The organism is Streptomyces sp. NPDC026377 (genome assembly GCF_055567715.1).
Genome location: NZ_JBVHPV010000003.1, coordinates 288,947 through 311,317, shown reverse-complemented (window position 1 = coordinate 311,317; position 22,371 = coordinate 288,947). Strand labels below are relative to the sequence as shown.

The 22,371-nt window shown below is 69.5% G+C and carries 22 protein-coding genes; 14 read left to right on the top strand and 8 right to left on the bottom strand.

Annotated elements, in window-relative coordinates:
- Positions 1-117: 117 nt before the first annotated feature.
- Positions 118-690 carry a hypothetical protein gene (locus ACZ4MU_RS09145; protein WP_467872961.1) on the top strand — a complete coding sequence of 191 codons (573 nt, stop codon included), beginning with the start codon at positions 118-120 and terminating at the stop codon, positions 688-690.
- A 78-nt stretch (positions 691-768) separates the two neighbouring features.
- Here the strand turns inward: ACZ4MU_RS09145 and ACZ4MU_RS09140 are convergent, their stop codons facing one another.
- Entirely contained in the window at positions 769-1,440 is a 672-nt protein-coding gene (locus ACZ4MU_RS09140) for a LysE family translocator (protein WP_467872958.1), read from the bottom strand.
- A 376-nt stretch (positions 1,441-1,816) separates the two neighbouring features.
- Between ACZ4MU_RS09140 and ACZ4MU_RS09135 the strand changes: the two genes are divergently transcribed.
- Together ACZ4MU_RS09135 and ACZ4MU_RS09130 are read left to right on the top strand one after the other, a co-directional pair.
- Entirely contained in the window at positions 1,817-3,985 is a 2,169-nt protein-coding gene (locus ACZ4MU_RS09135; protein WP_467872955.1) for a discoidin domain-containing protein, read from the top strand.
- A gap of 147 nt (positions 3,986-4,132) precedes the next feature.
- On the top strand, positions 4,133-5,221 hold the full coding sequence (locus ACZ4MU_RS09130; protein ID WP_467872953.1) for a DUF1996 domain-containing protein: 1,089 nt from the start codon (positions 4,133-4,135) through the stop codon (positions 5,219-5,221).
- Positions 5,222-5,311: 90 nt separating this feature from the next.
- On the opposite strand, the gene ACZ4MU_RS09125 is transcribed toward ACZ4MU_RS09130, so the two are convergent.
- Positions 5,312-6,433, bottom strand: coding sequence for a YihY/virulence factor BrkB family protein (locus ACZ4MU_RS09125; RefSeq protein WP_467872951.1), 1,122 nt, complete (start codon positions 6,431-6,433; stop codon positions 5,312-5,314).
- Positions 6,434-6,741: 308 nt separating this feature from the next.
- Between ACZ4MU_RS09125 and ACZ4MU_RS09120 the strand changes: the two genes are divergently transcribed.
- Positions 6,742-7,956 carry a sensor histidine kinase gene (locus ACZ4MU_RS09120; RefSeq protein WP_467872949.1) on the top strand — a complete coding sequence of 405 codons (1,215 nt, stop codon included), beginning with the start codon at positions 6,742-6,744 and terminating at the stop codon, positions 7,954-7,956.
- A 28-nt stretch (positions 7,957-7,984) separates the two neighbouring features.
- Entirely contained in the window at positions 7,985-8,653 is a 669-nt protein-coding gene (locus ACZ4MU_RS09115; protein ID WP_467872946.1) for a response regulator, read from the top strand.
- Positions 8,654-8,694: 41 nt separating this feature from the next.
- Here the strand turns inward: ACZ4MU_RS09115 and ACZ4MU_RS09110 are convergent, their stop codons facing one another.
- Positions 8,695-9,099, bottom strand: a complete 405-nt coding sequence (locus tag ACZ4MU_RS09110; protein ID WP_467872944.1) for a hypothetical protein — start codon at positions 9,097-9,099, stop codon at positions 8,695-8,697.
- A 407-nt stretch (positions 9,100-9,506) separates the two neighbouring features.
- On the opposite strand from ACZ4MU_RS09110, the gene ACZ4MU_RS09105 reads away from it, so the two are divergent.
- From ACZ4MU_RS09105 to ACZ4MU_RS09090, 4 genes are all read left to right on the top strand, one after another.
- Positions 9,507-10,355 carry a peptidoglycan-binding protein gene (locus ACZ4MU_RS09105; RefSeq protein ID WP_467872942.1) on the top strand — a complete coding sequence of 283 codons (849 nt, stop codon included), beginning with the start codon at positions 9,507-9,509 and terminating at the stop codon, positions 10,353-10,355.
- A complete protein-coding gene (locus tag ACZ4MU_RS09100) occupies positions 10,352-11,185 on the top strand; it encodes a helix-turn-helix domain-containing protein (protein ID WP_467872939.1) in 834 nt (277 codons plus the stop codon). The genes ACZ4MU_RS09105 and ACZ4MU_RS09100 overlap by 4 nt, the downstream gene beginning before the upstream one ends.
- 899 nt (positions 11,186-12,084) lie before the next feature.
- A complete protein-coding gene (locus tag ACZ4MU_RS09095; RefSeq protein WP_467872936.1) occupies positions 12,085-12,288 on the top strand; it encodes a hypothetical protein in 204 nt (67 codons plus the stop codon).
- Between the two features lie 245 nt (positions 12,289-12,533).
- Positions 12,534-12,911, top strand: a complete 378-nt coding sequence (locus tag ACZ4MU_RS09090; RefSeq protein ID WP_467872934.1) for a hypothetical protein — start codon at positions 12,534-12,536, stop codon at positions 12,909-12,911.
- Positions 12,912-13,036: 125 nt separating this feature from the next.
- On the opposite strand, the gene ACZ4MU_RS09085 is transcribed toward ACZ4MU_RS09090, so the two are convergent.
- On the bottom strand, positions 13,037-13,699 hold the full coding sequence (locus ACZ4MU_RS09085; protein WP_467872932.1) for a deoxynucleoside kinase: 663 nt from the start codon (positions 13,697-13,699) through the stop codon (positions 13,037-13,039).
- 230 nt (positions 13,700-13,929) lie between these two features.
- On the opposite strand from ACZ4MU_RS09085, the gene ACZ4MU_RS09080 reads away from it, so the two are divergent.
- Entirely contained in the window at positions 13,930-14,379 is a 450-nt protein-coding gene (locus tag ACZ4MU_RS09080; RefSeq protein WP_467872930.1) for a glutaredoxin domain-containing protein, read from the top strand.
- An 81-nt stretch (positions 14,380-14,460) separates the two neighbouring features.
- Positions 14,461-14,793 carry a hypothetical protein gene (locus tag ACZ4MU_RS09075; protein ID WP_467872927.1) on the top strand — a complete coding sequence of 111 codons (333 nt, stop codon included), beginning with the start codon at positions 14,461-14,463 and terminating at the stop codon, positions 14,791-14,793.
- An 81-nt stretch (positions 14,794-14,874) separates the two neighbouring features.
- On the opposite strand, the gene ACZ4MU_RS09070 is transcribed toward ACZ4MU_RS09075, so the two are convergent.
- Positions 14,875-16,002, bottom strand: coding sequence for an ABC-2 transporter permease (locus tag ACZ4MU_RS09070; protein ID WP_467873590.1), 1,128 nt, complete (start codon positions 16,000-16,002; stop codon positions 14,875-14,877).
- A gap of 393 nt (positions 16,003-16,395) precedes the next feature.
- On the opposite strand from ACZ4MU_RS09070, the gene ACZ4MU_RS09065 reads away from it, so the two are divergent.
- Positions 16,396-17,229 (top strand): PIG-L family deacetylase, encoded by an 834-nt coding sequence (locus ACZ4MU_RS09065; protein WP_467872925.1) that lies wholly within the window; start codon positions 16,396-16,398, stop codon positions 17,227-17,229.
- A 101-nt stretch (positions 17,230-17,330) separates the two neighbouring features.
- Here ACZ4MU_RS09065 and ACZ4MU_RS09060 read toward each other — a convergent pair whose 3' ends face one another.
- Together ACZ4MU_RS09060 and ACZ4MU_RS09055 are read right to left on the bottom strand one after the other, a co-directional pair.
- The gene (locus tag ACZ4MU_RS09060; protein WP_467872922.1) at positions 17,331-17,552 is read right to left on the bottom strand and encodes a hypothetical protein; all 222 of its coding nucleotides are present in this window, start codon (positions 17,550-17,552) and stop codon (positions 17,331-17,333) included.
- Positions 17,553-17,911: 359 nt separating this feature from the next.
- Entirely contained in the window at positions 17,912-18,439 is a 528-nt protein-coding gene (locus ACZ4MU_RS09055) for a MarR family winged helix-turn-helix transcriptional regulator (protein WP_467872920.1), read from the bottom strand.
- 182 nt (positions 18,440-18,621) lie between these two features.
- Between ACZ4MU_RS09055 and ACZ4MU_RS09050 the strand changes: the two genes are divergently transcribed.
- Positions 18,622-19,935, top strand: coding sequence for an SgcJ/EcaC family oxidoreductase (locus ACZ4MU_RS09050; RefSeq protein WP_467872917.1), 1,314 nt, complete (start codon positions 18,622-18,624; stop codon positions 19,933-19,935).
- A 178-nt stretch (positions 19,936-20,113) separates the two neighbouring features.
- On the opposite strand, the gene ACZ4MU_RS09045 is transcribed toward ACZ4MU_RS09050, so the two are convergent.
- Positions 20,114-20,602, bottom strand: coding sequence for a DUF5709 domain-containing protein (locus tag ACZ4MU_RS09045; protein WP_467872914.1), 489 nt, complete (start codon positions 20,600-20,602; stop codon positions 20,114-20,116).
- 212 nt (positions 20,603-20,814) lie between these two features.
- On the opposite strand from ACZ4MU_RS09045, the gene ACZ4MU_RS09040 reads away from it, so the two are divergent.
- Complete coding sequence (locus ACZ4MU_RS09040; RefSeq protein ID WP_467872911.1) at positions 20,815-22,281, top strand: aminotransferase class I/II-fold pyridoxal phosphate-dependent enzyme; 1,467 nt, start codon at positions 20,815-20,817, stop codon at positions 22,279-22,281.
- Positions 22,282-22,371: the final 90 nt, after the last annotated feature.

The following is a 22,371-nucleotide window of genomic DNA, read 5'->3' as shown; positions in this document are numbered from 1 at the left end:
GTGTCTCCCTGGTGGCGGGCCGCCGCCGACCGGTCGCCCCGCCCGCGCTCCTTGGGAACCAAGGACCGGGATCCTGCGTGACGACGTGATGGGTAGCCGGCCGAGGGAAGGAAGCGGATGAGAACACGAACGATGGCGAGCGCGGCGGTATCGGCGTGCGTGGTGCTGCTGGCGGGCGCGTGCGGCCCGGAGAAGGCAAAGGAGGACGCGGGCGCGAAGCCCTCGCAGCCGTCCGCGTCCACGCGGGCGACAGAGCCGCCGGCCGCACCGACCCCGTCCGCCTCCGCTCATACCGAGAAGCCCTCGCCCACCCCTACCGGCCGCCGGCCCGCGCCCAGGACGAAGGAGCGAGCGATCCAGCGGTACGAGCAGTACCTCCACGGCCTGGGCCGCGAGGACATCGGCACGGTCTGCGAAGTGGCCGGGCCCGGTGCCAAGAAGGCGGAGGAGAAGGGGTTTGGCCCCTGTACGTCGACGTACGTCGTCGTGTTCCAGATGATCTCACCCGCGCAGAAGAAGGCCCTCAAAACCGCGACGGTCGATCCGCAGCGCGTCATCGTGCGTACACCCGACAGGATCGAGATGCCGCTCGCATCCGTCAGGTCCTCCGCCACCTTCTCCGAGAGCGACCTCGGCAGCTACACCCTGGAGTACCTCAAGGACGACTACTACATCACCGACGGAAAGTGACGTGTCGTACGCGGAGCCGACTGTCGGCAGGAGGCGCCGGGCGCTTGCCCCAGGTCGACCGGTGCACTCCTCAGCGCATCAGGACGCCGCAGCGACCCCGATACCGATGGCGATGAACAGCCAGCCCGTCGTCAGCTCCCAGCGGCGGCGGATCCTCGGGCGGGCGAGGAGCGCCCGGAGCCGCGCGGCCACGGCTACGAGGGCGAACCAGTAGAAGACGCCGATCAGGATGTCGAGGGTGCCGAGGAGGAAGATCTGCCCCGTGGCGGAGCCTCCGCCGTGGACGAACTGCGGCAGGATGCTGAGGAAGAAGAGCGCCGCCTTGGGGTTCAGCACATTGGTGAAAAAGCCCTGGATGAAGCCGGAGCGCCACTGGTTGCGAGCCTTCCCGTTTCCCGCCGGCTCCCGCGGCGCGTCCATGGGATCGCCGCTCATGTCCCGCCCGTCGCGCCGCCGGGCCCGGGCGGCACGACGGGCGGCCAGGACCGCCCGGATCCCCAGGAAGACAAGGTAGGCCGCGCCCAGCAGTTTGATGGCGTCGTAGACCAGCGGAGAACGGGCGGCGATCAGTGACAGCCCGACCGCAGCAGCGATCATGTGGATGCACAGCCCGGCCTGGGCGCCCAACGCTGCGGCCCGCCCCTTGCCTGGATGTTCGGTGGCCGATCTGACCACGACGAGGAAGTCCGGGCCGGGGACCACGTAGGCCACCAGTACGACGCCGAGGAAGCCGACGAGGTCGACCGACATCCGCTCTCCCTTTCGCTGGCCCTGCTGGGGCGTGCTCACCTACCCCGGAAACCCGTCCCTCAACTCAGCCGCGCGGAGCGAGGCACGCCTGCCTGACGGCGGACCGGGGCTGAGCGGCCACCGCCAATGCGCTTGTCCGGTAAGGCCGTTGCCTCGGAGTGGCGCGTGGCCCGGCTCTCCATCCCCTTCAGGAGGTAAAGGCTTAACTCGAGCCTGAAGGAAAGTGCGCCCAACTTCTTGACCGATGCATGACCGGCGGGCATGGTTCCGGAGAGCGCTCTCCCAGCCCACGTCTCCTTCGACTCCCACGACGCCACGCGGGCAGTCTCAGAGGTCAGTCCTGCTACCGGGCGACCCGACCCGTCAGGAGCAAACCGTGCCCAGACCCTCGTTCGCACTCCCCCGCCCACGCGGTGGCGGGTTACCTCTTCTCGCAGTCGGTGCGCTTCTCGCCTCCTCCCTCACCGTGGCCCTCGCGCCGGGGGCGCACGCCGCCGACACCCTCCTGTCCCAGGGCAGACCCGCCACGGCCTCCTCGCAGGAGGGCGACGGCTACGCGGCCACCGCGGCCGTGGACGGCAATCCGGCCAGCACCCGGTGGGCCAGCCAGTGGAGCGACCAGCAGTGGCTCCAAGTCGACCTGGGGCAACAGGCAAGCCTCAGCCGCGCCGTCCTGACCTGGGAGAGCGCCTACGGCAAGGACTACGCGATCCAGGCCTCCGACAACGGCACCGACTGGCGCACCCTGAAAACCGTGACCGGCGGCGACGGCGGCACCGACGACCTCACCATCTCCGGGACCGGCCGCTACGTCCGTATGCAGGGCATCACCCGGTCCAGCGGATACGGGTACTCGCTCTGGGAGTTGCAGATCTACGGCTCCCCCGGCACGACCCCGTCCCCCACCGGAGCCGTCAAGGTCGAGGGGGTCCAGGGCAATTGGCGGCTGACCGTCGGCGGGCAGCCCTACACCGTCAAGGGAGTCACCTGGGGCCCCGCCGTCTCCGACGGTCCCAAGTACCTTCCCGATGTGAAGGCGATGGGCGCCAACACGATCCGCACCTGGGGCACCGACGCTTCCAGCAAGGCTCTCCTGGATGCGGCCGCGGGCAACGGCATCCGCGTGATCAATGGCTTCTGGCTCCAGCCGGGCGGCGGGCCGGGAGCGGGTGGCTGCGTCAATTACCTGACCGACACCGCGTACAAGAACAACTCGCTCACTCAGTTCGCCACTTGGGTGGACGCCTACAAGAGCCACCCCGCGACGCTGATGTGGAACGTCGGCAACGAGTCGGTCCTCGGCCTGCAGAACTGCTACAGCGGCAGCGAGCTGGAAGCGCAGCGCAACGCCTACACCAGCTTCGTCAACGAGGTGGCGAAAAAGATCCACAGCCTCGACCCCGACCACCCCGTCACCTCCACCGACGCGTGGACCGGAGCGTGGCCGTACTACAAGCGCAACGCGCCCGACCTCGACCTGTACGCGATGAACTCCTACAACAGTGTGTGCAAGGTCCGTCAGGACTGGATCGACGGGGGCTACACCAAGCCCTACATCGTCACCGAGACCGGCCCGGCCGGTGAGTGGGAGGTCCCCAACGACGCCAACGGTGTTCCCGAGGAGCCGACGGACGTACAGAAGGCGGACGGATACACCACCGCCTGGAGCTGCGTGACGGGTCATCAGGGGGTCGCCCTGGGCGCCACGCTCTTCCATTACGGCACCGAGCACGACTTCGGCGGTGTCTGGTTCAACCTCGTACCCGACGGACTGAAGCGGCTGTCGTACTACGCCGTCAAGAAGGCGTACACCGGCTCGACGGCGGGAGGCAACACCCCTCCCGTGATCAGCAACATGACCGTCTCCCCCGCCTCCTCCGCCCCCGCGGGCGGCGAGTTCACCGTGCACGCCGACGTCCGTGACCCCGAGGGCGACCCGATCACGTACAAACTCTTCCTCAGCGGCAACTACGCCACCGGCGACAAGAGCCTCGTCCCGGCGCAGTGGCGCTCCACCGGCAACGGGAACTTCGCCGTCACCGCCCCGCAGAAGCTCGGTGTGTGGAAGGTGTACGTCCAGGCCGAGGACGGCCACGGGAACGCCGGCATCGAGACCAAGTCCGTCAAGGTCGTCGCCCCGCCGGTGAACGGCACCAACGTGGCGCTGAACCGGCCCGCGACCGCCTCCTCCTTCCAGCAGTCCTACGGCGACTGCCCCTGCCCCCCGGCGCTCGCCGTCGACGGCCGCGCCGAAACCCGCTGGGCCAGCGACTGGAGCGACCCCCAGTGGTTCCAGGTCGACCTCGGCGCCTCGAAAACCCTGCGCAAGCTGCAACTGGTCTGGGACCCGGCCTACGCCAAGTCCTACGAGGTGCGGGTCTCGGACGACGGCACCATCTGGCGCCCGGTGTACTCCACGGCCACCGGTGACGGCGACGTGGACACCGTGGACGTCTCGGCCACCGCCCGCTACGTGCGCCTGCAACTGACAGCACGCGGCACGGGCTGGGGCTACTCCCTCCACGAGCTGGGGATCTACAGCTGACCGCTGTCCCCCGCAAGACGGTGGCGCATCCCCGCAGGGGATGCCACCACACCGCACCACCGACCGCACCCCCCGCGTGACACGTACGCGTGTGACACATACGCGTGTGCACGGACCCTCTTCCCACCCCCACGGCCAGGAGACCCCATGAGATCGAGTCCAAAGCGCCTCCCAGCGCTCCTCCTCGGCACCGCCCTCCTCGCCGGTGCCCTCGGCGTCGGCACGGTCGCCTCCGCCGCCACCGACGGCCGAGGCGACACACCGGCCGTGACGGCCGCCGCCCCCGCCGGGCACACGATGGCGGTGTCCACCCAGGCCTCCGGCGACGACCCGGACGGCGACGGTTACATACCGGCCATTCCGCAGGTCACCGGCGTCATCCCGTCCACGGCGACCCCGCCCTCGCGGTACTTCCACGAGTTCCAGGCCAACTGCTCGGTCACCCACACCGCCCCGGACGACCCGATCGTCTACCCGGGCCAGCCCGGCAAGTCCCACGACCACACCTTCATGGGAAACACCTCGACGAACGCGAGGAGCACGACGGCCTCCCTCTACGGGGGCGCCACCACCTGCAAGGCGCCGGCCGACGCGTCCGCGTACTGGATGCCCTCGCTGTACAAGGGCGACCAGAAGATCCTTCCCGTGGGTCCGCAGACCATTTACTACAAGACGGGCGTCACCGACTACACCAGCGTGCGCCCCTTCCCCAAGGGGCTGCGGTTCGTGGTGGGCGACCCCATGCAGAGCGCCGACGCGTTCCGCCACCACCGCGGCTTCGTCGAAGGCTGGGAGTGCGGCGACAGCTACTTCAACGTCGACTTCCCCGCGAGCTGTCCGAACCGTGCCGACGTGCAGCTCAACATCCGTTTCCAGGCGCCCAGTTGCTGGGACGGAAAGTACCTCGACACACCCGACCACAAGAGACACATGGCCTATCCGGTCGTCAAGCCCGGCACCAACGACAACATGTGTCCCGCCGACCACCCGGTCGCCGTGCCGATGATCGAGTTCAAGATGGCCTTCCCGGTCAACGGCGACATGAGCCAGGTACGTCTGGCGAGCGGCCGCGGGTACTCCTTCCACTACGACTTCTTCAACGCCTGGGAGGACCGCACACTCAAGGCCCTGGTCGACCACTGCGTCGTGGGCGGCCTGCAGTGCGACGCCCGGGGGTACGACCAGACCCACCCGGAGGCGGGCGCGACTCTCAACGCGGACTACCGGCTGCCCTGACCGCCGGTCCGGCCGATGCGGCCCGGCCCCTCCCGATGGTTCCCGGCGGGAGGGGCCGGGCTCTCGTCCTGCCGTGGACTGGGCCGTCTGTCACCTGTCGGAAGCCGGGCCTGCCCGGTGCTCACGCTCGGGCTCGTCCGCTGGGCGGTGGCCGCCATCGTCCAGCCGACGCAGGTCCTCCTCGTCCCACTTCCGTGTGTCGCGCGGCTCGGTGTAGGGCTCCTGATGCGGTGGCAGGCCCCCGGCGATCGCCCGTTGCCGTACGGTCTCGGCGTCGAACTCCAGGCCGAGCAGGATCGCCAGATTGCTGAGCCACAGCCAGATGAGGAAGACGATGACACCGGCCATGGTGCCGTAGGTCTTGTTGTACGAGGAGAAGTGTGCGACGTACAGCGCGAAGCCCGCAGAGGCGATCATCCAGATGACCAGGGCGAGGAAACTGCCCGGAGTGATCCATCTGAGCCCCTTCACCCTGGCGTTCGGGGCGGCCCAGTACAGCAGCGCGATCATGGTCGTGACCAGCAGGACCAGGACGGGCCACTTGGCGATCGACCACACCGTCAGCGCGGTGTCACCGATGCCGAGGGCCGTGCCGGCCTTGCGGGCCAGCGTGCCGGTGAAAACGACGATCAGGGCGCTGACGACCGCGAGCAGCATGAGGGCGACCGTCAGCCCGAGCCGTACGGGAAGGAGCTTCCACGCCGGGCGGCCCTCCGGCATGTCGTACACCCGGTTGGACGCGCGGATGAACGCGGCCACATACCCGGAGGCCGACCACACCGCCAGGACGACGCCGACGATCGCCATGATCGATCCGAGGCCGCTGTTGTTCTGCAGCTGTGTGACGGCGCCGGTGATGATGTCACGGGCCGAGCCCGGAGTGAATTGCCGGAGGTTGTCCAGCACGCTGTCGGTCGTGGATTTACCGGTGAGACCGAACAGCGACACCAGCACCAGCAGAGCCGGGAACAGCGACAACAAACCGTAGTACGTCAGTGCCGCGGCCCGGTCCGTCAGCTCGTCGTCCTTGAACTCCCGCAGACTGCCCTTGAGCACTGCCCGCCACGCCGTCTTCGGCAACCGCGTGGGCTTATCCGGTGCGCGTCGCTCCACCTCGGGCCCGGGGCCGGCCTCCTCGGGAGGCGGGACGCCGCGTTCCGGTGCCTCATCGCCGCCGTGGTGTCCTTTGTGTCGCAGAAGATTCCGGTTCATACCGTTCTAGTACCCCTGCTGGCCCGTTGCATCTGACCACTGATGTATCTGGCGACCACAAACTTCCATCGACGGCAACCGGCCGCCCCGCAGAGTGCTCGACCCGTAGCAGATTGTCATCACGTGGGGCAGAGGAACGGCGGTGTTCCCAGGAGCGGACTCCTGGGGAACACCGCGGTTGAGGGGAACACCGCTGTTGAGCGGAGGGGCCGGCCCGGCCGCGGGGCGCCTGGTGCACCGCGGCGTTGAGCGGAAGCGTCAACCCTGGGGTTGACGACACCGGTTCCCGCCGAAGGTAGCGTCGAGCGATGCGCAGGAGGTTCGCGATGCCCGGCCGCACATGGCCAGTCCGTCGTCGGCAGCAGATGTTCGACGTCGCGCTCGCCGGCGTCATCGCCGTGAGCGGCTGCGTCGCCGGCCACGAATATCATCCCGACGGCTGGGCCCTCTTCGACGGCCGCGCCTATCTGCTCAGTTGCCTGGTGGCGCTGCCCGTGGTCTGGCGGCGGCCGGCCCCGATGGCCACCGTCACCGCCACGTGCGTGGCGTACTCGCTGTACCTGGCTCTCGGATACCAGCCCTCGGTCAACTGGTGGGCTCCGATGCTCGCCCTCGTCAGCCTCACAGCGCGGCGTTCTCTGCGAGCCTCGGCCGTGGGCGCCGTCCTCACCACCGGTGTGGTGCTGCACAGTGGACTGGCGGGTCACCTCTCACCGCTCATGGCCGTCGCTCAGGCCCTGCTCATCTCCCTCATCGCCGTCTTTCTGGGCCGCACCCAGCGCCTGCTGGCCGAACGCAACCGCGAACTCAAAAGGCTCACCGAGCAGTTGAGACGCGAGCAGCAGGAACGGGCCCGGCGGGCCGTTGTCGACGAGCGCATGCGCATCGCGCGGGAGTTGCACGACGTCGTCGCCCACCACATGTCGGTGATCACCGTCCAGGCGGGACTCGCTGGGTATGTCTTCTCCACCGAGCCCGAGACCGCCCGTACCGCGTTGGGCAACATCGCGGGAGCCGGGCGGGAGGCGCTGGCCGACCTGCGCAGGCTCCTGTCCGTGCTCCGGGTCGACATCGACGAGGACGACGTCCCCGCCCCCCAACAGACCTGGGGGCCCGCGCTCAGCAGACTCGACGAACTGACCGCACGGGTCAGAGCAACCGGCGTCGACGTCACGGTCCGTACGGAAGGAGACCCCCGCCCGCTGTCTCCAGGACTGGAGATGTGCGCCTACCGGATCGTGCAGGAGGCCCTCACCAATGTCGTCAAACACGCGGGCCGAACCCGCGCCGAGATCACGGTCAGCCACCTGCCGAGCGAACTGCGCATCACCGTGCGGGATGAAGGCGGCAGCGCAGATCCAGCCACCTCCCCCCAGGGATCCGGACACGGTCTGATCGGCATGCGCGAGAGGGCGAAAGCCTACGGCGGTACGCTGGTTGCCGGTGCACGGCGGGCGGGGGGATTCGAGGTCCGGCTCACCCTGCCGACCAACGCCGGGCATCCGGTGACGGAGACTGCTTGACCGCGGTGGACATCAGGGGGAGCCTGCTGTGACCAGAGTTCTGGTGGTCGATGACCAAGACCTCATCAGGGCGGGACTGGCGGCCATCCTGCGCGCCACCCCCGGCTTCACCTCCGTCTGGGAGACCGCGGACGGCGAGACGGCCGTGGCCCTGGCGGTGGAACACCGCCCCGACGTGATCCTGATGGACATACGCCTGCCGGGTATCAATGGCATCACGACGACCGAGCGCATCCTGGCCCAGTACACCTCCCCCACCCCCAAGATCATCGTCCTGACGACCTTCGACACCGACGAGTACGTGTACGGTGCCCTGCGCGCCGGAGCATGCGGCTTCCTCCTCAAGGACATCCCCCCGGCTCGGCTCATCGCCGCGATCTCGGCGATCCGCTCCGGCGACATGCTTTTCGCGCCCTCCGTGACACGCCGCCTGATCGAGGCCTACGCACCGCAGCCGAGCGAGACGGCCCACCGGCCCGAGAGCCTGCACCAGCTCACCGCGCGCGAGACGGAAGTACTCCGGCTGGTCGGCCAGGGGCTGGCCAACGACGAGATCGCCGACGAGCTGTACGTGAGCGAGGCGACCGTCAAGACCCATATCAACCGCACCATGGCCAAACTCGACCTGCGCAGCCGCGCCCAGGCCGTTGTCACCGCCTACGAAACAGGCCTCGTCGTGCCGCGCGGAACGCGATAGGGGTCCTTCGGCAACGGCCCAGGACCGCGCCCGCGATGTGATCAATGTTGCCGGCAGGCGTAGCGGTAGTCCTGGCTGACGTAGACGACGATGCACTGGCGTGGATCAGCGGGGCCGTTCGGGCTGAGCAGATTGTCGGCACGGCCGTCGCCCGGCTTCTCCTTCCAGTCGCCGACGGCCTTCCAGGAGCGCAAGGCGGTCCGGTCCGGCGCGATCACGAAGACCTCGTCGGTGCGGCCGTCCCGGTCGGGCCTGCTGGGTTCGGTGCCGCAGGTGGAGCGGCCCTGGCAGCCCCAGCCCCTGAGGGGCCGCCTGCAACTCGCCGCACAGTCAGCGCCCTTCTGGTGCGCGGCGACTGAGCCGATTGCCTCGGACGACAGGGATGTGCCCGTCAGACCTGCCAGAGCCACAGCCATGCCGAGAGCGGCCTGGGTGATGACGTGCATCGGCTATCCCTTTCTGTGTGGGCGGACCGGTCGGGGGACGTGCGGACGCAGCGGGGCGGACCGCGCCGTGCGGCGCACACCGCAGAGGTTGCTGGCCATTCCGGGGCCGGACCAGCCAAGCCCGTCCCCTTGGGACACCGTGGGACGTCCCAGGCATTGACCTGCAAGGACGCCGAGCCGAACTCGGCACGGCTGGGACGTGCGCCCGAGCGACGACTGGCCGAAAGAGAGGAGCAGGCACCTTGGCCGGGCCCACGGCGTGTGCGCAAGGTGTATCTGGCGGAGAAACAAGAAAAGGAAAGCCTCGGGGATCTTTGACCCATACGGAGTGCAGCATGCCGCGTTGGCAGGCATTGCCAGAGCCGCTTGACCAGCGGGTCCGGCAACTCGTCTTGCAGTTACGCAGGTTGAAGGACCGCAGCGGTCTGAGCCTGGCCGCGCTCGCTTCCAAGACCGGATACAGCCGCTCGTCCTGGGAGCGCTATCTCAACGGCAAGGCGTTGCCGCCCCGGCACGCGGTGGCGGAGCTGGCCCGGGTCGCCGGGGCGGATCCGGTCCGGCTGCTGGTGCTGCACGAGGTGGCCGAGGAAGCCTGGCAGCAGGCGGGCACACCGTCCTCGTCAGCCGACGGGCAGGAAGAGGGCAGGCAGGAAGCGGGTGCGCCGGGAGCAGTGGGCGGGGCTGCCGCCGAGCGTCCCGGCGCGGTCGGGGATTCCCCGGCACCGACGGAGGAACCCAGGGTTCCGAAGGAGCCGCCCCCGGTCGCGCAGCCGCGCGGTGTGCGCGGAATCTTCGTCCTCGCGGCCGTGGTGGCCGCGGCACTCCTGGGCCTGGGCGCGGGCATGCTGATCGCCCAGTCCTGGGACGACGACGACGGGCGCGACAAGGTTCCGGTGGGCGTGGGCGGGCCCACCCCGCGCCCGAGCAGCAACAGCCCCACAACCACCGCCCAGGGGCCCGGCCGGTACGTCTTCACTCCGGGCAAGTCCTACCCCTGCAAGGTCCACAGGACCGGGGCGGCCGACGCGGAACTGTTCGCCGGGTACAGCACCACCCGTACCGCCGTCCTTGCCGGACCGGGCTGGGACGTCGTCGAGGCCCAGTGCTTGCTGAGCCATCACAAGCTGGACCCGGGCATCGTCGACGGAGTCTACGGACAGCAGACCATCGCGGCCGTGATCCGTCTTCAGAAGAACGCCGGACTCCCGGCGGACGGCGTCGTGGGCCCGCATACCTGGAAGGCGCTGCGGGGATGACCGCCGCCGCACCGGAGTGCGTGGCCCTGGCCGAGGGACTCCGCGAGATGAGGGCGCGTACGGGCCTGAGCCTGGCCGCGCTGGCCGAGCGCACCACGTACAGCAAGTCGTCGTGGGAACGCTATCTCAACGGCAAGGTGCCCGTGCCCCGCCAGGCCATCGAAGCGCTGTGCGCGATGGCGGGTGAGCCCGCCGGGCGCCTGCTCGCGCTCTGGGAGCTGGCGGACGCCGAATGGAGCGGACGCGCCCGCCAGACCCGCCCCACTGCCCCGCCGCTTTCTGCGTTCTCGCCCACCCCAACAGGTGCCACGGGCACCCCGGATACCCCCGGCCGGACTCGCCGCCCGTGGTTGCCCTTTGCCGCAGCGGCGCTGGCAGCAGTGGCGGTCGCCACGGTGCTGGCGGCGACGACCGTACGGGGTCACAGCGCCGGGCAACCGGCGGTCCTGGTGTCTCCCTTCCTCAACCCCGCTCCCGGTTGCCACGGGAAGACGTGTGACGGCAAGGACCCGACGGACATGTTCTGCGGTGGACTGCCCGGCCGCGCGGACGCGCTCGGGAAAGAGCACCTCACCAGGACCGGTACGCGTGTGGAGATCCGCTACAGCCCGGTGTGCGCCGCCGCGTGGGGTCGGCTCTGGCACGCGAAGGCCGGGGACGCGATCGAGATCTCGGCTCCCGGCACCCGCACGCGGCGCGTGGTCATCAGAGACACGACGGACGCGAGCGCCTACCACTACACATCGATGATCGGCGCCCCGGACCGCGCCGGGCTACGGCTGTGCTTCACCTCGAAGGGCGCCCCGGGCCAGGAGTGTTTCCACCCCTGAGGTCAAGACCGCACGCTTTCGTCCCTGGGGGAACGGCAGACACGTTGAGGGGCCCGGGTGCCGTAACGCCACCCGGGCCCCGAAGGAACTGCTACACCATCTGCCGGCTTCGATACCGCGCCGGCCTTCTGTTTCCGCCGCCCCGACCGAGAAGCTGCCGGGGATACGGGGATCGCGGTTGCTTGACCGGAGACCACCTCACTATCGATGTCCTGCGGTACCCGGACTCCGTAACACCTGTCCGGGCGATCCTGATGGCGTCCAATCCCTCCGTTCTTCCCTCGGTATCTCACGTACCTACTACGGGTACTGCGAACTGCTGGTCCTGCTGATGTTGCATCCTGCCGACGGCCTGTGAGAGCGCCGCTCGTCGGCAGCCAGCCCCGTCGCCCGTCGTGCGTCTGCTCTGGCTTGGAACCCCACTGCCGAACTTCCCCGGTGCGCGCGCCCGCAGCCGACGCCTTCACCGGGATACCGCTGACTTCACTTCGCTGCTGGGTACTGCGAACCGCATGCATCACTGTTTTCTGCGGTACTGCTGATGGCGGCCCCTGATCACTGCGGGCCACCCGGTCCGGTCGCCAGTCCCGTCGCCATCCCGCAACCACTCCGGCTCCGACACTCCACGACCGCACCGTCCTGCGCACTGCAACTGCAACTACCTGTACTGCGGGTACTGCTTCCCGGCAGTTCGTCTCTGCCGGGCCCTGCGATCTCTCTGGGTTACGAGAGAAACCATAACCACACCAGCACCCAATGTCTACCTCGCTCAGCATAGATTTTTGGGTGTCGGATCATCAGGTAGTCATCCACGACTGCCGTAGAGCCGCACTCCCGCGCGAAGCCGCTGGTGCGAGGAGCACGGGTGACTCGGCGGCTCCGCAGGCGTTGAACCACGTATGACGACCACGACGACCCGGCGCAGGCCCGTCATCGGCGCGCAGCGCGGCGGCACAACGGTCCCCCGGCCCGAGCTGGAGCCGATCTTCACCGAGCTCGTACGCCGGTGGGAGGGAGCCGGTCGTCTCGTCCCCGGCCGTCACGACGAGGAATGGGCCATCCTCACCCGCCCGTACCCCTGGCCGAGGCATCCTCCGCGCTGACAGCCCTCCGCACCTCAGAGAGCCAGCGATGGGTGGCCCGCGCTCGGTGTTCTCGCAGCATGCCCCCGGCCGCCCGGACCTGCGGGGGGGGGGCGCACCGCCATGACCGGACGGCAAGCCGGTGAGTACCGGGCTCAGACAGCACATGCCGTGCGCGCCTTCGCTAAGGTGCCTGCTCGACGAAGTCGGGGAAGACCGGCCTCGGGCGCTGGGCCCGAGGCCGTCGTGAAAGTGGAGAGAGGCGCATGGACACGGTCGAGACGGTGCTGGAGAAGGCACTGACGATTGAGGGCGCCACCGGAGTCGCCGTGGTCGATTTCCACCAGCGCCGCGTCCTGGGCTCCCTCGACAGAGGCAGCGGCCTCGACATGGACAAGGTCGCCTACGGCGACAGCGACGTCATGCGCGCCAAGCTGTACACCCTGGAGCTCCTCGGGTACCCGCCCGACAGCGTCGAGGACATCCTCATCACTCTCCGGAGTGAACTTCACATGATCCGGCCGCTCCCCCGGCTGCGTGAGGACGGACTCTTCATCTACCTCGTCCTCCACCGCGACCAGACGCCGCCCCTGGACGAGATCCGCCGACAGCTGCACGCCTTGGAACCTCTACTGGAGCTTTAGGGATTCCGAATGCAGGTATCCGTATGCAGGTATCCGTATGCAGGTATGGCGTACGGAACCCGGAAAGCGGGCCGGCGCGTCCGCGACAGCTAAGGCGGCCCCGGGGCCGCGGCCCGGGGGCAGACTCAGACGCGGCTTCTGGCCGCGGCCAAAGCCTCCTTGACCTCGCGCACCACGCGCGCCGCGTCCTCGTCGTTGTTCACCACGTCGGTGTCGTTCATGTCGACGACGAGGACGTCACTGGCCGAGTAGTGCCGGTGCACCCATTCGTCGTAACCGGACCAGAGCGTCCGGTAGTACTCGACGAGGTGTTCGTCCTGCTCGAAATCGCGGCCCCGCAGTCCGATGCGGTGCAATACCGTTTCGAAGTCCGCCTTGAGGTAGACCATGAGATCGGGCGCCTTTCGATACGGCAGGCCCTCGATTTCGCGCATCATCTCGCCGAGCAGACCCTCGTACACCCGCATTTCGAGGGAGCTGATCCGGCCCAGATCGTGATTGACCTTCGCGAAATACCAGTCCTCGTAAATGGACCGGTCCAGGACGTTGTCACCCTGCTTGTACGCCTCCTTGATCGACGCGAAGCGCGTCTGGAGGAAGTAGAGCTGCAACAGGAAGGGGTAGCGCCTGGCCTGGATCTCCTCGGGGCTCGCCGTGTAGAACAGCGGGAGGATCGGGTTGTCTTCCACGCTCTCGTAGAAGACATTGCTGCCGAGCTCCTTGGCGAGCAGTTCGGCAACGCTCGTCTTGCCGATCCCGATCATGCCTCCGACGCAGATCACTGCCATACCTCACTTCTCCCCGGGGGGTCCTCGGTCCACGGGCGGACGGGCTGGACGGCCACGTCACCCAGACACATGCCGACGGGGGCCACCCAGTTCGCGGGGGCCACGTATGGCGATGAACCCACCCCTCCGCGGCTGTCCTGAAGCATAAACGCCTCTCCGCGCGACGCTCGCCAGAGCAGCGGCAGCAGCGGTTTTTCTGGTTCAGGAGAAGGTGGGTAGCCTTCATCCTCATGACCCGCGCTTGGATCTTGCCGGTGCTCCTGCTGCTCTGCGGCTCAGTCGTTGCGACCAGGCTGATGTCCAGTGGGTCGCCCGGGGCCGCCGTAGCACTCCTTCTGGTGTTCGCGCTGCTCGCGGGGGTGAGCTCGCCTCTGATCTTCCCGGCGTCGATCGACTCACCGGAGGCACAGCGCCGCAGCATGGCCGACGGCCGGCCGGTCGTCTACTGGCGGCCGGGCTGCACGTACTGTCTGAGACTGCGTCTCCGCCTGGGCTCCAGCGCCAACCGGCTGCACTGGGTCGATATCTGGCGTGACCCGGCCGGGGCGGCGGTGGTGAGGGCGGCCAACGACGGCGATGAGACCGTACCGACCGTCGTCGTGGCGGGGCGGCCGCACACCAACCCCGATCCTGCGTGGGTGCGCGAACAGCTCGACCGCCACGATGTGCCTGAGCCCTGACGTATCCGCGCGGGGACGGGGTAAGGCACGTAAGCGAGGCGGCATCCAGGCGCCCGGGGGATCGCAGGAAGAGGAGAGCCGATGACGTACCAACAGCCTTTGCCCGACCCGGAGTCGGCGGTGGAGGGGCCCACCGAGGCCGAGCACGCGGGGCGGGCGGCGGTACGTCGTCAGGCTCAGGGGATGACCCACCATGAGGCGGCCAAGGCGTTCCACCGGCTGGCCGCACGTCCCGACAGTCCGGCGCCGGAGGACATCGGGGACCCGGCGACCCAGCCGGACGGCGGACGCCGGGCCGCCGAACTCGCCGAGTGGGAACGCATCGTGGAACAACTGGCCGTCCACGCGGGTACCTATGACGTCGAGTTGGACCCGTACGTCCAGGGCGAACGCGCCGCTTCCGGCGAATCGTAGGGTCTGCCGGGACCGCAGCGCTTCGATCCACCGCACCCCGCGCTGAGACGCCCGGCGCCCTCCCCGTCCCCCGCGTTCGGGTCAGGCCGCGGCGGCCGCCCCGTGCTCCGGCGCGCCGCGGTCGCGACCGCCGGGGTGGCGGTGGCGCCAGAACCAGAAGACCCCGCACGACAGCAGGGACCAGCCGGCCAGGACGAGGTACGGGAACGCATGCTGGGCGTCGGCGAAGTACACCGCGGTGTGCTGGGCGTTCACGGAGGCTCCGGGCGGCAGCCACCGTCCGACGTGCCCGAAGACGGAGGGCAGCAGCGGCCAGGACACCGCGCCGCCGGAGGAGGGATTGCCGAGCAGCACCATGAGCCCCCAGGTCGGCAGCATGGCCCAGCGGCCGATCAGGGTGTTGAACATGGTGAAGACCATGCCCGACGTGAACATCGTGAAGGCGAGGATCAGCCAGGACCGGACGAACGGCAGCTGTACCGCTCCGAGTCCCCAGTCGACCACCGCGGCAATGGTGAATCCGCCGAGCAGGGAGTACGCCATCGTGAAGGCGATGCGTTCCAGCGGGTTCAGTGCGCGCGCGTGCACGCTCAGCTGGATGGAGCCGACGAAGCCCAGCACGACGGCGGCCAGGGAGATGTAGAACAGGGCGAGGCCGCGTGGATCGCCCTGCTGGAGCGGCTTGACGTCGGTAATCGTCATGGGTACGCCGAGGGCCTTCGCCACCTGGGGCGCGGTCTGCGTGAGCACCTGCGCCACCGAGGCCCCGGCCGCGCCCGCGACTTGCAGGTGCACACCGCCCGGCCGTGCATCGATGATCGCGAAGACGCTCTGGTCCTCCATGGCCTGCCGGGCAGTGCGTTCGTCCGGATACGGCCGCGGCGCGAGCGAGGTGTTGAGGGCTTGGTCCATCCCGGCCACGAACCTCTTCGCCACGACCGAGTCGGCCGGTGCTACCAGCGCGCTGGGGATGTGATGCGGGGTGGGGTTGGCCATGGAGTACGTGTACGAGCCGGCGAACAGTCCCGCGGCGGCGGCCAGGATGAAGACCAGCACGGTCGCCGGGAGGAACGGAGAGTCCTTGAACTCCGTCCAGAGCCGCCCGGCCGTCCCGCCCCCTCCGGCATGCGCGGCGTGCTTGCCGTGCCCGCCGTGTCCGCCGGGCCGGTTTTCCTGTTCGGCCCTGCGGCCGATGTCCTCTTCTTCCATGGGCATGTGCGACCGCTCCGTGACCGGGGACATTGTCTGCGCCGTCTACCCCGCCCGACCTCCCCGATCACGGGGCCTTCGGTATGTCACCCCGAAGGCGTACCGGCGGAGGCCCGCGCGGCGCGTACGGACGGAACCGACGGCGGACACCGACCCCGCGTTCACTCGTTCCCGTGTCCAGCGGGAACAACAGGTATGGCCGCCACCGTTACACCCGCCGTGACCGGCGCCGCACGGCGTGGAACCCCGAGAGCGGCAGGCCGTCCCGGCATGGCGCGGGGTCCACGGGGCCGCCGCACCCGGTCATCCCCGACCATTCGACAGTGAGGGGCGGTCGCTCACACGCCCGCACCGCCTCGGACCGAGCTCTTTACCATGCTGGAGGACAGATTGATGAACAACCGGCCCCTGACGCTCATGGCGGTGCACGCCCACCCCGACGACGAGGCCACGGGAACGGGAGGCGTCCTCGCGCGGTACGCGGCGGAGGGCGTGCGGACGGTCCTCGTGACATGTACCGACGGCGGTTGCGGTGACGGGCCCGGAGGTGTCAAGCCGGGCGAGCCCGGGCACGACCCGGCGGCCGTCGTCTCGATGCGCCGCCAGGAACTCGAGGCCAGCTGCGAGATCCTGAAGATCAGTCACCTTGAGATGTTGGACTACGCCGACTCCGGGATGATGGGCTGGTCGACCAATGACGCCCCCGGTTCCTTCTGGCAGACACCGGTCGAGGAGGGCGCAGCCCGGCTCGCGGAGCTCCTGCGCCGCTATGAGCCCGATGTGGTCGTCACCTACGACGAGAACGGCTTCTACGGCCACCCCGACCACATCCAGGCCAACCGCATCACGATGGCGGCCCTGGAGATGACCGAGCTGACTCCGAAGGTGTACTGGACGACGGCTCCCCGCTCGATGATGCAGCGGTTCGGAGAGGTCATGCGCGAGTTCGGTACGGAGGGGCAGGAACCGGACCCCGCCGAGGCCGCCGCACTCGCCGAGATCGGGCTTCCCGACGAGGAGATCACCACCTGGGTGGACACCACCGCCTTCGGCGGCCAGAAGTTCGAGGCACTGGCCGCGCACGCCAGCCAGGGCGAGAACATCTTCTTCCTCAAGATGGGCCAGGAGAGGTTCACCGAGCTGATGGGCGTCGAGACCTTCGTCCGCGTCCGGGACACCACCGGCGCGGCCGTGCCCGAGAACGACCTCTTCACCGGACTGCGCTGATCGGCTCACCCACCGGGGTCAGCCCTGCCCGGTCGCGTGGCGGGGGCGTTTCCGTACCGGTCTCAGGGGGCGGGCTCGCGGACGCCGTCGGTGACGGGTTGTCAGGCCGCCTCGTAGTGGTGGGCGCGCCCGCCGCGCCATTCGATCATCCGCGAGTCCCCCGCGACCATGTCCTCGGCCACGCTCTCCTCGATCCCGGCCCGGCGCAGGATCTCGGTCAGGTCCCGGTCGGAGTAGGCCAGGCCGACGATCTGCCCTCGGATCGTCACCCGCCGTCCGCCAGTGCCGCGCGGCGGGTGCACGAATATCGGCGTCTCATCCATGGTTCCAGGGTGCCCCGCACGGGCCGTCGCAGCACACCGAGGTTCATGGCAAACGGCTGGGTGGGGCGAGGAGCGGCAAGAAGGAGGCGAATCGGAGGTGCCGGTACCTACCGGCACCCGAGGGCAGCTGCTTCCCCGGGTGCCCGGATTCCGCCGCCTTGCCCGCACCTTGCCGTCGTTCACCCCTGGCTCACGTCGTTCCTCGCGCGGATCCTGTGCAGATCGCTGACCGCCGTACTGGTGAGTAGCGCGGTCGCATGGGCACCGGCGGCCTCTTCGAGCCGGTCCAGCACGCCGCCGTATCAATCCGTCCGCGAGGCGCTGCCTCCGCCTCCGGCGTGCCGTCAACCCACGTCGACTCAGCCCATGGCCGGTGTCTGCGGTTGGTCGCCGAGGGAGATCAGCAGGGTGCGCAGGAGTCCTTCGAGTTGTGCGCGCTCGGTGGGGGGCAGACCGGCGAGGAGGCGTTCCTCGTTGGCCAGGTGGTGTCCTACGAGGTCCTCGGTGGCGCGGATGCCCGCGTCCGTCAGGGAGATGAGGACACGGCGCCGGTGGGTGGAGTCGACCTCGCGGTCGACGAGGCCCTTGTCGGCGAGCCGGTCGATGCGGTTGGTGAGCGCCGGGGAGCTGACCATCGCGGCTGTGCTGAGCTCTCCCGCGCTGACGGTGTACGGCGGGCCCGAGCGGTAGAGCGTCGCGAGGACGTCGAACTCCCACGGCTCGTAGCCGTACTGCGCGAAGTGTTCTTTCAGCGCCCGCTCCAGCAGGCGGGACGCACGGGACAGACGGCCGATCACGGCCATCGGTGAGCAGTCGAGGTCGGGCCGGACCTGCTGCCACTGCCCGATGATCGCGTCCACGCCGTCGCCCGGCTGGGTTGCCGCCATGTGTCCTCCTTTGGGGGTCCTCGCCGCATCCGACCTGAGGTGTCGAGCCGGCTTCATCCTGAGCTTAACACTTCGACGTCGAACCTTTTGACATCGCCATGAGCCTGTGTCTAATATTTCGACATCGAATTTTTCGACGGGCGCTCACCGCAGCGCTCGGCTTCCGCGAAAGGGTGATCCCCGTGAAGGTCCTTCTCATCGGCGCCTCCGGCTACATCGGCTCCGCCGTCTCCGCGCACCTCGCCGACGCCGGTCACCAGGTAATCGCCCTGGTACGCGCCGCCGGCCGCACGGACGTCGGACACGAGCAGCGCCTGGGAGACCTGACCGACCCCGCCTCGCTCACCCGCGCGGTCACCTCCGACATCGACGCCGTCGTCGACCTGGCGCCCCCGACCGGCGACGCAGAGGTGGACGCCGCGGCCATCACCGCGCTCACCGACCCGCTGCGCGGCACCGGGCGCGCGTTTGTCTACGCCAGCGGTGTGTGGGTCCTCGGCGCCACCGGCCCCGAAGCCGCCGACGAGAGGGCCCCGGTCAACCCGCTGCCGATCGTCGGATACCGTCCGGCGATCGAGCGCCAGGTGCTCGCCACCGCCGACGACGGCGTACGGGCAGCGGTGATCCGGCCCGGCATCGTGCACGGCAACGGCGGCGGCATACCCGCCCTGCTCGTCGAACTCGCCCGCAAGAACGGCACTCCCACCTATGTCGGCGGTGAGTCCGTGCACTGGCCGATGGTCCACGTCGACGATCTGGCCGACCTGTTCGTCGCCACCGTCGAGAAGGCGCCCGCGGGCACCCTGTGGCACGGCGTCACCGAATCCGCGGTGCCGGTACGCGACCTCGCGGCAGCGGCCGGAACGGCGGCCGGGGTGGGCGGTGAGCCGCGGTCGTGGGCCCTGGAGGACGCCCGCGCGGAACTCGGCGCGCCGTTCGCCGACGCGCTCGCCCTCGACCAGACCGTGAGCGGGAACGCGGCGCGCGAAAGCCTCGGCTGGCTGCCGCGGCGTGCGGGAGCGGTCGCCGACGTACGTGAACTGTCCTACCCGCCGGTGGACACGAGTGGCATCGAGGTGTTCGGTGCGGCGGACGGGCAGCAGGGCGACGTCGAGGCCATCGTCCGCTTCGTGGCAGGTGTCCAGTACGCGCAGCGGAACGAACTGGTCGACGCGTTCATGAGCAACTTCCGTACCCAGCACCCGGTGTGGACGACCGGGCACGGCAAGCGCCTGTCCGGCTGGGACGAGATCGATACCTTCACGCGCGAGGTGCTGCCGGGCGCGATGAAGAGGTCGACGGCCACGTACGAGGTCGTACGGATCCTGTTCGTCCGCCCGGACGTCGCCGCCGTCAACGTCCGCCAACGGCCGGTCACCCTCGACGGTCAGCCCATCCAGGACCAGCCGGAGGGCCGCCCGCTGTACGTCCTCGCCAAGGACAACGGCCGCTGGCGGATCGCGGCCGCGCAGAACACCGTGGTCTTCTCCGGCTGACGCGACGGACGCACGGGGCAGTGGCCCGGTTCCAAGGGGGGATACCCCTCGGAACCGGGCCACTGCCCGTCGGGTCGTACATCCAGCGGTCGGGGCACGGCAACCGCTACAGGCGGCACCGGCGGCAGAGGTCGACAGGGAGCGCACGGCCGCCCGGCGCCGGCTCCGCGCCGCCTCGTCACTCCCGGATCTCGTCGGCCGGTGGCAGGTCCTCGTCGGAGATGACGTGCATCGCGGCCTCCTCGGCGCCCGCCGCGCCCCCGTCGATGCCCTCGTCCGTGGCGACGGCCTCCTTGGTGGTGTCCGGGTGGGCGCCCTCGTCCGGGGCCACGAGCCGTCCCGCGCGCCGCCCGCCGGACTCGGGGTCGATGGGCTCGCCCTCTCCCCCGGGCAGATCACCGATGCCGTCGCCCGGGGGCGGCTCCACGTCCGGGACCTCCTGCTTCAGCCGCTCGTCCAGCGACTCGCCCTCGCGCTGCTCCCGGGCCGTGGTGCCCGTCTTGGTGACGCCCAGGGGCTTCTCCGGCGGCGAATAGCCCTCGTCGAGCATGTCGTCGTACGTACGCTCGTCCACCGCGTCCTGGAGATCCAGCGGGGAGGCGTCCTCCTGCTCCTCGTTGGTGCCGGTGGGCTGGTAGGCGTCGTCCGCCATGTTCTGGTCGCTCATGACTACCTCGCGTCAGGGGTCTCGTTCAGATCGCGCTTCGCCCTCTGATCGTCGCGCGTAGATCCTCGGAGTGCCCGCGGCACACTCCTCCAAACGTGCCACCGGGTGATCGCCGGTTGTTCGTCCGGGCTGCGGGTCCACCGCAGGAGAAGACGCCGTAAAACCGAACCGGAAGGCGTTTACCGAGCCACCTTCGCAAGAACACATCACTCATGGACCATTCGAAGGCTCCCGTACTGGAGGCGCTGGCCGCCTACCACGCCGAGGGACAGACCCCGTTCACCCCGCCCGGCCACAAGCAGGGACGCGGCGCCGACCCACGTGTGCGCGCGGTGCTCGGTGACGCCGTCTTCCACTCGGACGTACTCGCCACCAGCGGCCTGGACGACCGCACCTCGTCACACGGCGTCATCGAGCGGGCCCAGGACCTGATGGCGGACGCCGTCGGAGCGCAGCACACCTTCTTCTCCACCTGTGGCAGCTCCCTCTCCGTCAAAGCGGCCATGCTGTCCGTCGCGGGCCCGCACGAGAAGCTGCTCGTCGGGCGGGACGCGCACAAGTCCGTGGTCTCCGGGCTCGTCCTCGCGGGCATCCGTCCGGTCTGGGTGGATCCGCAATGGGACCCCGAGCGTCATCTGGCGCACCCGCCGTCGGCGGACGCGTACCGCGCGGCCCTGGCCGAGCACCCCGACGTGCGCGGCGCGCTGGTGACGACCCCGACCCCGTACGGCACCTGCTCGGACCTGGCCGCGATCGCCGACGCCTGTCATGAGCACGGTGTCCCGCTCATCGTCGACGAGGCCTGGGGCGCACACCTGCCCTTCCACCCCGACCTGCCCACCTGGGCCATGGACGCCGGTGCGGACGTGTGCGTCACCTCGGTGCACAAGATGGGCTCCGGACTCGAACAGGGCTCCGTTTTCCACCTCCAGGGGGATCTGGTCCAGGCGCACGTCCTCCAGAGCCGTGAGGACCTGCTGGGCACCACCAGCCCCTCCGTACTGCTGTACGCCGCCCTCGACGGCTGGCGCCGCCAGATGGTCGAGCACGGCCGCGAGCTGTACGACGCCACGCTCGCCCTGGCCAAGCGGACCCGCGCCCGTATCGCGGAGCTGGACGGACTGCACGTCCACGGCAGGGAGGACTTCTGCGGCCCCGGACGTGCCTTCGACCTCGATCCCCTGCAGATCACCGTCGACGTCACGGCTCTGGGAACGACCGGGTACCGACTCGCCGACTGGCTGCGCGAGCACCATCGCGTCAACCTGCACCTGGCGGACCACCGGCGCATCAGCGCCCAGCTGACCCACGCCGACGACGAGCGGAGCGCGGACACGCTCCTCGCCGCGCTGTCGGACATGGTGGCCCACGTCGCCGAGCTGCGCCCCGCCCCCGAGGTGGACGTGCCCGACCCGCAGGAGCTGCGGCTGGAGCAGGCGGTCCTGCCGCGCGACGCCTACTTCGGGCCTGTCGAGCAGGTGCCGTTGGCCAAGGCCGTGGGCCGGATCGCCGCCGAGATGCTGACCCCGTACCCGCCCGGGATCCCCGCCGTCCTGCCCGGGCAGCGGCTGAACGACGCCGTGGTGCGCTACCTGCGGACCGGTGTGGACGCGGGCATGGTGGTCCCGGACGCGGCGGACCCCGAGCTCGCTTCGGTGCGGGTGACCGTGGAGGAGTGAGGCGGGAAGCCGGGCGGGCGGGGCGGTCGCACGCGACGGCCCCGCCCGCCTTTTCGGTCACAGCGTTTCGGCTGTCGCCCTCAGATCACA

Excerpts from the sequence above, each read along its gene's own strand:
- ACZ4MU_RS09080 (WP_467872930.1), top strand. The coding sequence starts at position 13,930 with ATGACCCGCGCTTGGATCTTGCCGGTGCTCCTGCTGCTCTGCGGCTCA.
- ACZ4MU_RS09045 (WP_467872914.1), bottom strand. The coding sequence starts at position 20,602 with ATGAGCGACCAGAACATGGCGGACGACGCCTACCAGCCCACCGGCACC.
- ACZ4MU_RS09145 (WP_467872961.1), top strand. The coding sequence starts at position 118 with ATGAGAACACGAACGATGGCGAGCGCGGCGGTATCGGCGTGCGTGGTG.
- ACZ4MU_RS09120 (WP_467872949.1), top strand. The coding sequence starts at position 6,742 with ATGCGCAGGAGGTTCGCGATGCCCGGCCGCACATGGCCAGTCCGTCGT.
- ACZ4MU_RS09075 (WP_467872927.1), top strand. The coding sequence starts at position 14,461 with ATGACGTACCAACAGCCTTTGCCCGACCCGGAGTCGGCGGTGGAGGGG.
- ACZ4MU_RS09130 (WP_467872953.1), top strand. The coding sequence starts at position 4,133 with ATGAGATCGAGTCCAAAGCGCCTCCCAGCGCTCCTCCTCGGCACCGCC.
- ACZ4MU_RS09090 (WP_467872934.1), top strand. The coding sequence starts at position 12,534 with ATGGACACGGTCGAGACGGTGCTGGAGAAGGCACTGACGATTGAGGGC.
- ACZ4MU_RS09140 (WP_467872958.1), bottom strand. The coding sequence starts at position 1,440 with ATGTCGGTCGACCTCGTCGGCTTCCTCGGCGTCGTACTGGTGGCCTAC.
- ACZ4MU_RS09065 (WP_467872925.1), top strand. The coding sequence starts at position 16,396 with ATGAACAACCGGCCCCTGACGCTCATGGCGGTGCACGCCCACCCCGAC.
- ACZ4MU_RS09095 (WP_467872936.1), top strand. The coding sequence starts at position 12,085 with ATGACGACCACGACGACCCGGCGCAGGCCCGTCATCGGCGCGCAGCGC.
- ACZ4MU_RS09070 (WP_467873590.1), bottom strand. The coding sequence starts at position 16,002 with ATGGAAGAAGAGGACATCGGCCGCAGGGCCGAACAGGAAAACCGGCCC.
- ACZ4MU_RS09125 (WP_467872951.1), bottom strand. The coding sequence starts at position 6,433 with ATGAACCGGAATCTTCTGCGACACAAAGGACACCACGGCGGCGATGAG.
- ACZ4MU_RS09060 (WP_467872922.1), bottom strand. The coding sequence starts at position 17,552 with ATGGATGAGACGCCGATATTCGTGCACCCGCCGCGCGGCACTGGCGGA.
- ACZ4MU_RS09110 (WP_467872944.1), bottom strand. The coding sequence starts at position 9,099 with ATGCACGTCATCACCCAGGCCGCTCTCGGCATGGCTGTGGCTCTGGCA.
- ACZ4MU_RS09100 (WP_467872939.1), top strand. The coding sequence starts at position 10,352 with ATGACCGCCGCCGCACCGGAGTGCGTGGCCCTGGCCGAGGGACTCCGC.
- ACZ4MU_RS09040 (WP_467872911.1), top strand. The coding sequence starts at position 20,815 with ATGGACCATTCGAAGGCTCCCGTACTGGAGGCGCTGGCCGCCTACCAC.
- ACZ4MU_RS09055 (WP_467872920.1), bottom strand. The coding sequence starts at position 18,439 with ATGGCGGCAACCCAGCCGGGCGACGGCGTGGACGCGATCATCGGGCAG.
- ACZ4MU_RS09085 (WP_467872932.1), bottom strand. The coding sequence starts at position 13,699 with ATGGCAGTGATCTGCGTCGGAGGCATGATCGGGATCGGCAAGACGAGC.